The sequence below is a fragment of the Pseudomonas sp. YuFO20 genome, from assembly GCF_035064975.1.
GTDB lineage: Bacteria > Pseudomonadota > Gammaproteobacteria > Pseudomonadales > Pseudomonadaceae > Aquipseudomonas > Aquipseudomonas putida_AE.
The window spans coordinates 1-12,419 of the sequence record NZ_JAXDEO010000030.1 but is presented as its reverse complement, the minus strand read 5'-3'; the positions used below and the strand labels follow the sequence as shown (position 1 = coordinate 12,419).

Here is a 12,419-nt window from a genome sequence, read left to right as displayed (position 1 = left end):
GGTTTCTACATGTTCAACTCAGCTATTATTTCGGTTGTTGATGATGACGAACTTATTCTTGTCTCACTGGACAGTTTGTTGCGTTCTTACGGTTACAGGGTAATCACCTACAACAGTGCGTGTGCCTTTCTTGAATCCAGCGGACCTGCGCAGACAGACTGCCTGATTTCGGATATTCAGATGCCCGGCATGTGCGGGGTGGAAATGTACGAAACGCTGGCGCGCAGAAACATCCACATCCCTACGCTGTTCATTACAGGAAAGCCCGGCCTGCCGCCGCAATTCAGTGCCAGTGTGCATAAACCCGAAGGCTATTTCCCCAAGCCCTTCTGCACCCATGCGCTGCTGGCGTGTATTGAACGGGCCTTGAAGCGCCGGGTTCCCGAGTGAACTGCAAGACGCCGCCATAACAAATAACGTTTTCTTTTTCAGCTTTCGGTTAGTTAAGCCGTTCACTCTTGCCACTCAACTAAAATCCCAACTTGGAGAACCGTGCCATGCCCAGGAATAAACTGACTTCGATCAACGGCGCACCGGTCGTCGACAACTTCAACATCCAGACTGCCGGCCCCCGTGGCCCCGCGTTGTTACAGGATGTCTGGCTGCTGGAAAAACTCGCCCACTTCGATCGCGAGGTGATTCCTGAGCGGCGCATGCATGCCAAAGGCTCCGGCGCCTACGGCACTTTTACCATCACCCACGATGTGACGCGCTACACCAAGGCCCGGCTGTTTTCGCAGGTGGGCAAGCAAACGCCGATCTTCACCCGTTTCTCCACCGTTGCCGGTGAACGCGGCGCTGCCGATGCCGAGCGCGACATCCGTGGTTTCGCCTTGAAGTTTTATACCGAACAAGGCAACTGGGACCTGGTGGGCAACAACACCCCGGTATTTTTTTTCCGCGATCCATTGCGCTTCCCCGACCTCAACCACGCTGTCAAACGCGACCCGCGCACCGGCATGCGCAATGCGCAAAGCAACTGGGATTTCTGGACGTCATTGCCCGAGGCCTTGCATCAGGTGACCATCGTCATGAGCCAGCGCGGCATTCCGCGCAGCTACCGGCACATGCACGGTTTCGGCAGCCACACCTTCAGCCTGATCAACGCCAACAATGAGCGGCACTGGGTCAAGTTCACCTTCAAGAGCCAGCAAGGCGTTGAGAACCTCAGTGATGAACAAGCACAACACCTCATTGGCCGCGACCGGGAAAGTCACCATCGGGATCTGTTCGACAGCATCGAAGCGGGCGACTTTCCACGCTGGACCTTTTACATCCAGGTCATGACCGAAGACCAGGCCCATGACCACCCGGTGAATCCGTTCGACCTGACCAAGGTCTGGCCGCACGAGGATTACCCGTTGATCGAAGTGGGTTACTTCGAACTGAACCGTAACCCGCAAAACGTCTTCGCCGAAGTCGAGCAAGCCGCGTTCTCGCCATCGAATGTGGTGCCCGGTATCGGCTTCTCACCGGACCGCATGCTGCAGGCGCGCCTGTTTGCCTACGGCGATGCCGCGCGCTATCGCCTGGGGGTCAATCACCACCAGATCCCGGTCAACGCCGCCCGTTGCCCGGTGCACAGCTTCCACCGCGACGGCGCCATGCGCGTGGACGGCAACTACGCCGAACAACTGGCGTACGTGCCCAACAGCGAGGGCGCCTGGGCCGACCAACCGGACTTTCGTGAACCGCCGCTGAAGATTTCCGGCGCTGCCGGGCATTGGGATCATCGCCTGGACGAAGACCACTTCGAGCAGCCGGGCAATCTGTTCCGCCTGATGTCCGACGCGCAGAAACAGGCACTGTTTGAAAACACTGCGCGTTCGCTCAGTGGCGTTTCACAGGAGGTGCAGCAACGGCATATTGCGCACTGCACCAAGGCAGATCCGTTCTATGGGGCCGGGGTGTCCAGGGCGTTGGCAGAACTCGACCGGTAAACACACACACCCTGTAGGAGCAAGCTTGCTCGCGATGGTCGCTAACGATAACGCTGGAAACCTGACACCCCGAGGCGTGCTCAGGTTCTTCGCGAGCAGGCTCGCTCCCACAGGATGATCAGTGGATTCAAATCCTCAGTGCGCCACGAAACTGGGAGGCTTGAAGCACTGGCGAGCATCGGCTGGTGAACAAAATGACCTGTGGGAATGAGCCTGCTCCCACAGGTGGCATCGGGATCACGGATGCGCAAGCCGAGCGTCGATGGCATCATCACCCGCTTCGAAGGTTTCGATGCCGACGGTGAACGGGTCATTCCGTTGTTCGGCGTGCCCTGGCCGAAACCGCCACCGTCCTGAACGACTAAGGAAGCGTCCTGATGCGTATCAAATCACTGCTGGTCTGCGCCAGCGTGCTCGTGAGCCAAATGGCCATGGCCGACGCCCTGCCCCAACGCTGGGTCAGCGCCGGTGGCGCGTTCAGCGAATGGGTGGTCGCCCTGGGTGGCGAGGGCAAGCTGGTGGGTGTCGACAGCACCAGCCAGCAACCGCGCTCATTGCACAGCCTGCCGAGCGTCGGTTACCAGCGGGCGCTGGCGGCCGAGGGCATTCTGGCGTTGAAACCGGACATCCTGGTTGGCAGCACCGAAATGGGCCCGCCACCCGTACTGGCGCAACTCAAGGCTGCCGGCGTGCGCATTGAGCTGCTCTCGGCCAAGGCCGACGTCCCCTCGTTGCAACACAACCTGACCAAGCTCGGGCAACTGCTCGGCAAACCGGCTGAAGCGCAGGCGCTGATGGCCAATTATCAACAGCGTCTGGAGCAGCAGGCGGCGTGGGTTAAACAGGTACAACAGCATAACCCCAGCCCTCGGGTGTTGCTGCTGCTCAGCCATGCCGACGCCAATCTCCAGGCCGCGGGCAAGGACACCCTGGCCGCCTGGATGATCGATCAGGCCGGTGGGAAAAACCTCACCGAGCACAACGGCTACAAGCCGGTATCCAACGAAGCCATGCTGGCCCTGGACCCTCAGGTGATCATTTTCGCCGGCGCCAAGCTTGAAGGCGATGCCGCGGGGGCAGCGCTGCTGGAGCAGAATCCGGTCCTGGCGCAAACCTCGGCCGGTCGCGAAGGCCGGGTGCTGGTGATCGACCCCACGCTGCTGGTCGGTGGCCTGGGGCCGCGTGTGCCGGACGCGTTGAACACACTGTCGAAAGCATTCTATCCGTCGGCACAGGTGCAGACTGCCGAGCGCAACCGATGACGGCCATCGTTCGGCCGCGGTCGATGCTGATTACTTTGGGTCTGTTGTTGGTGCTGGTGTTCTGGCTGTCCCTGGCCCTCGGGCCGGTCAGCCTGCCGCTGGGCGATACTCTGCTGGCCGGGCTGCGCTTGCTCGGGATGCCGGTTGACGGTGGTGACACGCAACAGGCGGAGCTGATCCTCGGCCAGATCCGCCTGCCGCGCAGTCTGCTCGGCATCGCGGTGGGTTCGGTACTGGCACTGTCGGGTGTGGCGATGCAGGGGTTGTTCCGCAACCCGTTGGCGGATCCGGGTCTGGTCGGTGTATCCGGCGGTGCGGCACTGGGTGCAGCCGTCGCAATCGTCGGCGGCAGCATGCTCGGCGGACTGCCGCCGGCCATCGAACCCTACCTGTTGTCAGTGAGTGCCTTCGTCGGTGGCCTGATCGTCACGGCGGTGGTGTATCGCTTCGGCCGCAGCGATGGCCAGACCAACGTCGCCACCATGCTCCTGGCCGGCGTGGCGATGACGGCCATGGCCGGGGCCGGCGTCGGTCTGTTCACCTACCTGGCCGATGACGCCACGTTGCGCACCCTGACCTTCTGGAACCTGGGCAGCCTCAACGGCGCCAGCTACCCGCGCCTGTGGCCGTTGCTGATCGTGGCAGTGGGCGTGGCGTTGTGGTTGCCGCGGCGCGCGGCGGCGCTCAATGCGATGCTGCTGGGCGAATCCGAAGCCCGTCACCTGGGTTTCAATGTCGAGCGGATCAAGCTTGAACTGGTGTTGTGCACGGCGCTGGGCGTCGGTGCCGCGGTGGCGGCGGCAGGCCTGATCGGCTTTATCGGTCTGGTGGTGCCGCACCTGATGCGCCTGCTGGTTGGCCCGGATCATCGGGTGTTGTTGCCGGCGTCGTTGCTCGCCGGTGCCAGCCTGCTGTTGCTGGCCGACCTGGTCGCCCGCCTGTTGCTGGCACCGGCCGAGTTACCGATCGGCATCGTCACCGCACTCATCGGTGCACCCTTCTTCCTTTATCTGCTGGTACGGGGGCGTTCCTGATGCTGCGGGCCAACAATTTGCTGGTGCGGCGCGGTAGTCGCACTGTGCTGGCGGACATCGATATCGAGTTGCGTCCGGGTGAAGTCCTTGGCGTGCTGGGGCCCAACGGCGCCGGTAAAAGCACCCTGCTCGCCGCCTTGTGCGATGAGCTGCCGGCCAATGAAGGCACGGTCAGCCTCGACGAGCGTGCACTCGCCGACTGGCCGGGGCAGGAACGGGCCAGGCGCCTGGCGGTATTGCCGCAAAGTTCGAGCCTGAACTTCGCCTTCTCGGTCAATGAAGTGGTGGGCATGGGTCGTTTGCCCCATGCCAGCGGGCGTGTGCGCGATGCCGAAATCGTCGCCCAAGCCCTGAGTGCCGCCGACGCCTTGCACCTGGCGGGGCGCAGTTATCTGGCCTTGTCCGGTGGCGAACGCCAACGCGTGCACCTGGCGCGGGTGCTCGCGCAATTGTGGCCGGGTGCCGAGGGGCAGACCCTGCTGCTCGACGAGCCGACCTCGATGCTTGATCCGTTGCACCAGCACACTATTCTGCAGGCGGTGCGTGATTTTGCCGGGCGCGGTGCGGCGGTGCTGGTAATCCTGCACGACTTGAATCTGGCGGCACGGTATTGCGATCAGTTGCTGCTGTTGCATGAGGGACGTGCGCACGCCTACGGTCCACCGGATGAAGTACTGAACGCCGAAGCACTGCAGACGGTGTACGGGTTGCAAGTACTGATTCAGCGGCACCCGGAGCGCGGTCACCCGTTGATTATTGCGCGCTGATAGACGTCTACCGTCCAACAAGGAGATCCGATGCGCATCCTGCTGTTATGCCTGGTCAGCCTGCTGGCTGCCTGCCAATCCCATGACGTCACACCGCCACCGCCGGCGATCGCCTCGCAAGGGCGAGATCACGCCGATCTCGGGGTGATCCGCGAACTCGCCAGCGGGCGCACCCTCACCCCGCAAGAGCTGGTCGAGCGCCTGGCCGCTGCGCCGCGGGTGCTGGTCGGTGAACAACACGACAATCCCGACCACCATGCCTTGCAACTGTGGCTGCTGCGCCAACTGGAGGCGCAACGTCCGCAAGGCAGCCTGTTGCTGGAAATGCTCAACCCCGACCAACAGGCGAAAGTCGATGCCGCACAGGCCGACAGCCGTGCCGGTCAAGCGCCGGCCGACCCGTACCAGGCGCTGTCCTGGCAAGCCAATTGGGACTGGAGCGTATACGGCGCACTGGTGACCTACGCCCTGCGCCAACCCTACCCGCTGCTGTCGGCCAACCTGGACCGGGCGCAGATAATGCAGATTTATAAACAGCGGCCGACGCTCAGTGGCGAAGCGTCCACCACCCGACAGGTGCAAGCGACATTACTGGACGACATCCGCGAATCCCATTGCGGCATGCTGCCCGAAGCGCAGATGCCGGCGATGCTCGCCGTGCAACAGCAGCGTGACCGACGCATGGCCGAGCGCCTGTTGGCGGCACCGACACCGGCCCTGTTGCTGGCCGGGGCGTTTCATGTGCGCAAGGACCTGGGCGTGCCGTTGCACCTGAAAGACCTCGGCGCGGGTGAAGGTAACGCGGTGTTGGTGCTGGCCGAGGTGGGCAAGACGGTCAACGCCGACAGTGCGGATTACGTGTGGTACACCGCAGCGCAACCGGAGCAGGACCACTGCGCGCAATTTCGTCGTTAACACGCCCCCCTGTAGGAGCTGCCGAAGGCTGCGATCTTTTGATCTTGCCCTTGAAAGCAAATCAAAAGATCGCAGCCTGCGGCAGCTCCTACGGGATCGAGGTACATCCGCCAGGATCAGGGTGTCTGGAAGGTCTGTAAGTAGGCCAGCAGATCATCGATTTTTTCCCGATCGCTGATCCCCCAGAAAATCATCCGCGTACCCGACACCACCGCCTTCGGATCCTCGATGTACGCGGCGAGTTTATCCCGGGTCCAGACGATCCCGGAGGACTTCATGGCATCGGAGTATTGATAGTCCGTTGTGCTCCCGGCGGTGCGCCCGACAATACCGTTGAGCTGCGGACCAAAAAACGCCCGTGCGCCCTCACCGACCTGATGGCAGCCACCGCACACCCGCTTGAACAGTTTCCCGCCCGCTTCTGCGTCCCCTTGTGCGTGCGCCTGCATGCCGAACAGACTCAGGCTCAGGGCAAGGGTCATCATCGCTGTTTTGTTCATCAAGCCAGTACCCACGCAAAAATGGCCGCCATTTGATCATGATCCGGCTTCCTGCGAAATAAATGCCTGCCGTCCATCCCGCCAATGCATCGCGTTGTTATCCCCGCCTAGACTTGAAGGTCAGTCCATCTCCACCAAGCTCACGCACACCCAACAGACGGAGGCAAACATCATGAAAATTGTCGTGATCGGCGGAACCGGGTTGATCGGCACCCAGCTCTGCGAACGGCTGCGCGAGGATGGGCATGATGTCCTGCCCGCCTCGCCGAAATCGGGGGTCAACGCGGTGACCGGGGAAGGCTTGCAGGCTGCCCTGCAAGGCGCCGACGTGGTGGTCGACGTTGCCAACTCGCCCTCGTTCGAAGATGCCGCCGTGCTCGATTTCTTCGAAAAATCCGCGCGCAACCTCGCCGCTGCCGAGAAGGCCGCCGGGGTCAAGCACCACGTCGCACTCTCGGTGGTGGGCACCGAGCGGATGCTCGAAAGCGGTTACTTCCGCGCCAAGATGGCCCAGGAGGAATTGATCAAGAAAGCCGGCGTGCCCTATTCGATCCTGCGTGCCACGCAGTTTTTCGAGTTCATCGGCGCCATTGCACAATCCGGTGCACAAGGCGACAGCATCCGCCTGACTTCCGCCGCCCTGCAACCGATCGCCTCGGCCGACGTGGCCTCGGCACTGGCCACGATTGCCGTGGCGGCGCCCACCAACAAGACCTCGGAAGTGGCAGGTCCAGACAAGCAGCCGCTGGTCTCGTTCGCCAAGACCTGGCTGCAACACAACAAGGATCAGCGGGAAGTGATTACCGACGACAACGCCGGCTACTTCGGCGCGATCATCAACGACCAGTCACTGACCCCGGGCGCCAATCCCATCGTCGGCAAGACTCACTTCGATCAATGGCTCAAGAGCGCCGGCGCCTGACAGTCAGCCCGCCCACTTCATCAGGAGCGTCCCATGCGAACCCACGTTCTCCTCGCCCTGCTTGCACTGTCCACCCTGCCGCCCCAGGTCCTGGCCGCCGACGCACCGCCCCCGGACGTCAAGGAGGTGTCGGTCACCGCGCTTGCCGATTACCCCGGCAAGGAAGTGCTGATGCTCACCGTCGAATACCCGCCGGGCGGTGCCGACCCGGTTCATCGGCACGACGCCCACGGTTTCATCTATGTGCTCGAAGGCTCGATCGTCATGGGGGTCAAGGGTGGCAAGGAAGTCACGCTGATGCCCGGGCAAAGCTTCCACGAAGGCCCCAATGACATCCACACCGTGGGCCGTAATGCGAGCAAGGACAAGCCGGCGAAATTCGTCGTCTTTCTGTTGAAGGACCAGGGCAAGCCGCCCGTCCTCCCGGTCGATTGACGGTCGCTGGTCATACTTGCGTATAAGGGGCCAAGAAGGCGCCACCGACCGCATCAAGGAAAGACAACTGGCCGCCGACGGGGCGGAGCGCCTCAAGCAGGATCAGGTCGCTGAAGGTGGCGCTGATCGTCTGAAGGAACGGCAACTGGCCGAGGGTGGTGCTGATCGTTTGAGAGAGCGGCAACTGGCATCGGACGGTTCCGACCGGCTGAAGCAAAACAGCGTTGCCGCGGGCGGTTACAACTCGATGCGCGGTACTCGGGTTGCAGAAGGCGGCTCTGACCGGTTACGGCAGAACCATTACGCAGATGGCAGCAATGGCTACGATGCCAGCTCCGACGTCATGCCCTATTTCTGTATGGAATGCCGCTGATCAAAAACCTGTAGGAGCCGGCTTGCTGGCTCCTACAGGGTTTCACCTGAGTCAGTCCTTGAAATCGGTGGACAGCGCCAGCTCGTTCCACTCGGCCAGTTCCTGGGCGACAAAGCGGTTTTTCGCCTCTATGCGCGCGATGGTATCGCTGCCCAGCGCCAGCCGTTGCGGCGGTTTCGGCGCATTGACCAGAGCGAGCATGGCCTCGGCGAATTTCACCGGGTCACCCGGCTGGGCGTGGTTGGCGGCCTCGGCATGCTTGCGCATGGCGCCCACGGTGTCGTCGTAGTCCGACAGTTCCAGCGCGGTCTTCACCAACGACTGCTCGTCGAGGAAGTCGGTGCGGAAGAAGCCCGGTTCCACCACCGTGGCGTGGATGCCCAGCGGCGCCAGTTCCTGGTGCAGCGCCTCGCTGATGCCTTCCACCGCGAACTTGGTGGAACCGTAGACGCCCCAGCCCATGTAGGCCTGGTAGCCGCCGATGGAGGAAATGTTGATGACATGCCCGCCGCGTTGGCGACGCATGTGCGGCAGCACCGCGCGGGTCACGTTGAGTACGCCGAAGACGTTGGTGGCGAACAGGCGCTCGGTCTCGCTCGCACTGGTTTCCTCCACCGCGCCCAGCACACCGAATCCGGCATTGTTGATCAGCACGTCGATTCGGCCGAAACGCTTGATGCCTTCTGCCACGGCCTGATGCGCTTCTGCTTCGCGGGTCACGTCCAGACGCACGGCCAGCAGGTTTGGATGATCGCCGAGTCTGGCGATGATTTCTTCGGGTTTACGGGCGGTGGCAATGACCGCGTCGCCGGCACGCAGAGCACGTTCTGCGATGAGAGTACCAAAACCACGGGAAGCCCCAGTAATGAACCAAGTACGCATTTCAACTCCTCCTGGCATCGACCCGAACGTTATTGCCGGGCCTTCTTGATGAGTTGACGCAACTTTAAATCTGCATTACTGATGTGATAATCCCAGTAATTTTGCATGACTTTGTGAACGGTATTCACATATGAAGGCCCCTTCGGCAGCAGATCTCTCGACTTTCCTGTGCGTGGCCAACCACCTGAACTTCAGCCGTGCGGCGGTGGAACTGGGGCTGACCCCTTCTGCGCTGAGCCATGCGGTGCGCACCCTGGAGAACCGGCTTGGCGTGCGGCTATTCAACCGCACCACCCGCAGCGTCGGCCTGACCGAGGCCGGCGAGCGTCTCTTTGCACGATTGAAACCGGCCTTTCGCGATATCGACGATGCCCTGGAAGACCTGAACCATTTTCGCGAAAAACCCTCGGGCAACCTGAGAATCACCGCGGGTCGCCAGGCCGCCGAATTGGTGCTGCTGCCAATGGCCGGCCGGTTCCTGGAAGCCTATCCGGACGTGAAACTGGAGATCGTGACAGACGACGCGCTGGTCGATGTGGTGGCTCAGGGCTTTGACGCCGGAGTGCGCTTCGGTATTCGGTTGGAGGCGGACATGGTCTCCCTGCCGATTGGCAGCACCCTGCGCTCCGTGGTCGTGGGCTCCGCGGAATTTTTCCGCAAGCATCCCGTTCCACAGAAACCCGAAGACCTGCATGGCCTGCCGTGCATCCGCCATCGCTTCCCCAGTGGCACCTTGTATCGCTGGGAGTTCGAACGTGGCGGGATCACCCAGGAAATCGAGGTGGATGGCCCGCTGACCCTGGGCGACGTGAGCCTGATGGTCGGCCCGGCGTTGCAGGGTGTCGGCACGGCTTACGTCTTCGAGGACATGGTCAAGACGCAGATCGCCGACGGCAGCCTGGTTCAGGTGCTGGGTGACTGGTGCCCCTACTACCCCGGCCTGCATCTGTACTACCCAAGCCGACGACATGTGCCCGCAGCGCTCAAGGCTTTCATCGAGTTTGCCCGTACCGCACGGGGGAATGTGTTCTCTTGAGATCAGGTCGTCTGTCAGGCCGCCATCGCCGGCAGGCCAGCTCCCACAAAATCGCTCTGCGCCATGGCGTCCACCAGGCCTGTTGTCTACCATCGGCGGCGAGCACTTCATAAACCTAGTCAGCGAGAAAAAAGATGGTCACCTGCTACCTGAAATATGTGCTGGACCCGTACAAGCTCGACGCATTCGAACACTACGGCAAACTGTGGATTCCACTGGTGGAGAAATTTGGTGGCCAGCATCACGGCTACTTCCTGCCGTCCGAGGGTGCCAATAACATTGCTCTGGCGATGTTCACTTTCCCAAGCCTGGCGGCCTACGAAACCTATCGCCAAGAGTCGATGAACGACGCTGAATGTATCGCCGCCTTCAAGTACGCAGAAGAAACCCGCTGCATCCTCAGTTATGAACGCTCCTTCTTCCGGCCCGTGTTCGGTGAGCCGAAACAGTAAACCGCTTGATCGTAGTCAACGAAAATGTCGCCTGTCGGGCGGCATTTTTTATTTCTCGAACATGGGCTGTCACTGCGCAATAAAACGTCAGATGAATGGTCAGCCAATACAGGGCGAGTTGCCATTGGTAGGACTAACTTTATAAGTCCGCATTGCCAACCCGGCATACTTACCGCGGTGACCTCCCATGGAAAACATCTCTGTCACCCGCATCACTGGAGCAGCTCTTGCCCTGACCATCGGATTGAGTACACCAACAGCACAGGCCGATGAGGCCTATGCCAAGACGTTGATCAAGAAGATGTCCGACTATATGTCAGCGCAAAAAAATATATCGTTCAACTACGACACCATCCTTGAAGTGGTCACCAAAGATAAGCAACGACTGGCACTGGCAGGTTCCGGCACAGTCGCTCTCACCCGGCCTGACAAATTGCGCAGTACCCGCGCCAGTGGTTTTGCCGACCTGGAGATGGTGTTTGATGGCAAGACCCTGACCCTATTGGGCAAAGGCAAGAACATCTACACCCAGGTCGAAGTCCCGGGCACGCTGGATCATCTGCTCGATACGCTACGGGATAAATACAACCGGCCGCTTCCCGGCGCAGACCTGTTCATGTCCAATCCCCAGGATCAATTGATGGCCGGCGTGACCGACATCAAGGACCTGGGCAGTGGCGTTATCGGCGGTACCGAATGCGATCACCTGGCTTTCAGGAAGAAAGAAGTTGATTGGCAGATCTGGATCGCCCAGGGCGACAATCCCTACCCTTGCCGTTATTCCCCCACTTCAAAAACCATTGCCGGCAGTCCGCAGTACAGCATTCAGCTCAGCGACTTCAAAAGTGGCGATGCCGCACCGGCTGATGATTTCGCTTTCAACAATTCGACCAATGCCCAGAAAATCGAACTGAAAGACCTGCCCAACGCCGAGGACCTGCCCAGCAACTTTGTGCGAGGAAAAACCAAATGAACCTCTTGATCAAATCCTGCGGCTTCCTGCTGATGGGATTGGTAGCGGTGTGCGCGCTGGAGCTTGGAGAAACCTTGTCGATCCCCGGCGTGCACAGTGTTATTCCTCAAGCCGAGGCGGTGGTCGGGCGTCCACTGACGCCGGTCAGTGTTGCCGGCGTCGCGAGGCGATCGGCGCGGCGCGATTGACAGCTTGAAAAACGATCAACGCTGCAAGTCCAGGCAGTAGGTGTAGTAGCCCGGATCGCGCACGTAACCCAGGGACTCATACAGACGCTGGGCACTGAAGTTGTCGGTGGCGGTTTCCAGGGTCATGCCCTTGGCGCCCATCAACCGGGCAAAGTCGCGGGCGGTGTTCATCAGCAGGGTGCCAACCCCTTTGCCCCGGGCGGCGGGCGTGGTGAACAGGTCGCCGAGCAGCCAGGTGCGGTGTGCGTCGATGGAGGAAAAGGTCGGGAACATCTGCACGAAACCCAGGGTTTCGCCGTCGGTATCCTCGGCGAGAAAGATCACCGACTCGTCGCGGGCGATGCGTTCGGCGATGAAGTTGCGCGACTGTGGCAGGTTCGACGGCTGGCCGTAGAAGCCGCGATAGGCGTCGAACAAGGGGGCGATTTTTTCGATGTGCGAGGCGTCTGCGCGCAGGGCCAGGATAGGCATGAAGGTGCTCCATTGCGGTCTCAAGGATCTACAGCCTAGCAACCACAACGAAAAAATTCCTGAAAGCACCGCGCCTCCTGTGGGAGCCAGCCTGCTGGCGATAGCGGACTGTCAGTCAACATCACTGTTGAACCTGAAGGCCTCATCGCCAGCAGGCTGGCTCCCACAATGGATCGCGGGTTGCAGTTAGACCCGCACGTTACGCCCTGGCAATGTCGTGCGCTGGCTGTTTTCCCAGTTCTCCACCAGCCCCACCGGCACATCCGCCG

Annotated in this window: 17 protein-coding genes; 14 read left to right on the top strand and 3 right to left on the bottom strand. The window is 61.1% G+C overall.

Annotation, left to right across the window (positions count from 1 at the left end):
- The first annotated feature begins 9 nt into the window (after positions 1 to 9).
- The 7 genes from SOP85_RS17785 to SOP85_RS17755 all read left to right on the top strand — a co-directional run bounded on the left by SOP85_RS17785 (position 10) and on the right by SOP85_RS17755 (position 5,918).
- Entirely contained in the window at positions 10 to 390 is a 381-nt protein-coding gene (locus SOP85_RS17785) for a response regulator transcription factor (protein WP_323627703.1), read from the top strand.
- A gap of 107 nt (positions 391 to 497) precedes the next feature.
- Complete coding sequence (locus SOP85_RS17780; protein ID WP_323627702.1) at positions 498 to 1,940, top strand: catalase; 1,443 nt, start codon at positions 498 to 500, stop codon at positions 1,938 to 1,940.
- Positions 1,941 to 2,147: 207 nt separating this feature from the next.
- Positions 2,148 to 2,297 carry a hypothetical protein gene (locus SOP85_RS17775; RefSeq protein WP_274076596.1) on the top strand — a complete coding sequence of 50 codons (150 nt, stop codon included), beginning with the start codon at positions 2,148 to 2,150 and terminating at the stop codon, positions 2,295 to 2,297.
- 20 nt (positions 2,298 to 2,317) lie between these two features.
- The gene (locus SOP85_RS17770; protein WP_323627701.1) at positions 2,318 to 3,202 is read left to right on the top strand and encodes a heme/hemin ABC transporter substrate-binding protein; all 885 of its coding nucleotides are present in this window, start codon (positions 2,318 to 2,320) and stop codon (positions 3,200 to 3,202) included.
- Between the two features lie 50 nt (positions 3,203 to 3,252).
- Positions 3,253 to 4,236 (top strand): FecCD family ABC transporter permease, encoded by a 984-nt coding sequence (locus tag SOP85_RS17765; protein WP_323627760.1) that lies wholly within the window; start codon positions 3,253 to 3,255, stop codon positions 4,234 to 4,236.
- Positions 4,236 to 5,003 carry a heme ABC transporter ATP-binding protein gene (locus tag SOP85_RS17760; protein ID WP_323627700.1) on the top strand — a complete coding sequence of 256 codons (768 nt, stop codon included), beginning with the start codon at positions 4,236 to 4,238 and terminating at the stop codon, positions 5,001 to 5,003. The genes SOP85_RS17765 and SOP85_RS17760 overlap by 1 nt, the downstream gene beginning before the upstream one ends.
- A 30-nt stretch (positions 5,004 to 5,033) precedes the next feature.
- Entirely contained in the window at positions 5,034 to 5,918 is an 885-nt protein-coding gene (locus SOP85_RS17755) for a ChaN family lipoprotein (RefSeq protein ID WP_323627698.1), read from the top strand.
- Positions 5,919 to 6,034: 116 nt separating this feature from the next.
- On the opposite strand, the gene SOP85_RS17750 is transcribed toward SOP85_RS17755, so the two are convergent.
- The gene (locus SOP85_RS17750; RefSeq protein WP_323627696.1) at positions 6,035 to 6,418 is read right to left on the bottom strand and encodes a c-type cytochrome; all 384 of its coding nucleotides are present in this window, start codon (positions 6,416 to 6,418) and stop codon (positions 6,035 to 6,037) included.
- A gap of 172 nt (positions 6,419 to 6,590) precedes the next feature.
- Here SOP85_RS17750 and SOP85_RS17745 point away from each other — a divergent pair, with 172 nt between their 5' ends.
- The 3 genes from SOP85_RS17745 to SOP85_RS17735 are packed head-to-tail and all read left to right on the top strand — an operon-like array spanning position 6,591 to position 8,148.
- Positions 6,591 to 7,340, top strand: coding sequence for an SDR family oxidoreductase (locus SOP85_RS17745; RefSeq protein ID WP_274076591.1), 750 nt, complete (start codon positions 6,591 to 6,593; stop codon positions 7,338 to 7,340).
- Positions 7,341 to 7,373: 33 nt separating this feature from the next.
- Positions 7,374 to 7,775 (top strand): cupin domain-containing protein, encoded by a 402-nt coding sequence (locus SOP85_RS17740; protein WP_323627695.1) that lies wholly within the window; start codon positions 7,374 to 7,376, stop codon positions 7,773 to 7,775.
- A 16-nt stretch (positions 7,776 to 7,791) separates the two neighbouring features.
- Complete coding sequence (locus tag SOP85_RS17735) at positions 7,792 to 8,148, top strand: hypothetical protein (RefSeq protein ID WP_323627694.1); 357 nt, start codon at positions 7,792 to 7,794, stop codon at positions 8,146 to 8,148.
- Between the two features lie 51 nt (positions 8,149 to 8,199).
- Here SOP85_RS17735 and SOP85_RS17730 read toward each other — a convergent pair whose 3' ends face one another.
- Positions 8,200 to 9,030 (bottom strand): oxidoreductase, encoded by an 831-nt coding sequence (locus SOP85_RS17730; RefSeq protein WP_323609260.1) that lies wholly within the window; start codon positions 9,028 to 9,030, stop codon positions 8,200 to 8,202.
- Positions 9,031 to 9,160: 130 nt separating this feature from the next.
- Between SOP85_RS17730 and SOP85_RS17725 the strand changes: the two genes are divergently transcribed.
- The 4 genes from SOP85_RS17725 to SOP85_RS17710 all read left to right on the top strand — a co-directional run bounded on the left by SOP85_RS17725 (position 9,161) and on the right by SOP85_RS17710 (position 11,679).
- A complete protein-coding gene (locus tag SOP85_RS17725; protein ID WP_323627693.1) occupies positions 9,161 to 10,066 on the top strand; it encodes a LysR family transcriptional regulator in 906 nt (301 codons plus the stop codon).
- Between the two features lie 134 nt (positions 10,067 to 10,200).
- Complete coding sequence (locus SOP85_RS17720; protein WP_274076586.1) at positions 10,201 to 10,518, top strand: NIPSNAP family protein; 318 nt, start codon at positions 10,201 to 10,203, stop codon at positions 10,516 to 10,518.
- 187 nt (positions 10,519 to 10,705) lie between these two features.
- Positions 10,706 to 11,491: a DUF2092 domain-containing protein gene (locus SOP85_RS17715; protein ID WP_323627692.1), complete on the top strand. Its 786-nt coding sequence runs from the start codon at positions 10,706 to 10,708 to the stop codon at positions 11,489 to 11,491.
- The gene (locus SOP85_RS17710) at positions 11,488 to 11,679 is read left to right on the top strand and encodes a hypothetical protein (RefSeq protein WP_274076584.1); all 192 of its coding nucleotides are present in this window, start codon (positions 11,488 to 11,490) and stop codon (positions 11,677 to 11,679) included. The genes SOP85_RS17715 and SOP85_RS17710 overlap by 4 nt, the downstream gene beginning before the upstream one ends.
- Before the next feature lie 15 nt (positions 11,680 to 11,694).
- On the opposite strand, the gene SOP85_RS17705 is transcribed toward SOP85_RS17710, so the two are convergent.
- A complete protein-coding gene (locus SOP85_RS17705) occupies positions 11,695 to 12,150 on the bottom strand; it encodes a GNAT family N-acetyltransferase (protein WP_323609257.1) in 456 nt (151 codons plus the stop codon).
- Positions 12,151 to 12,419: the final 269 nt, after the last annotated feature.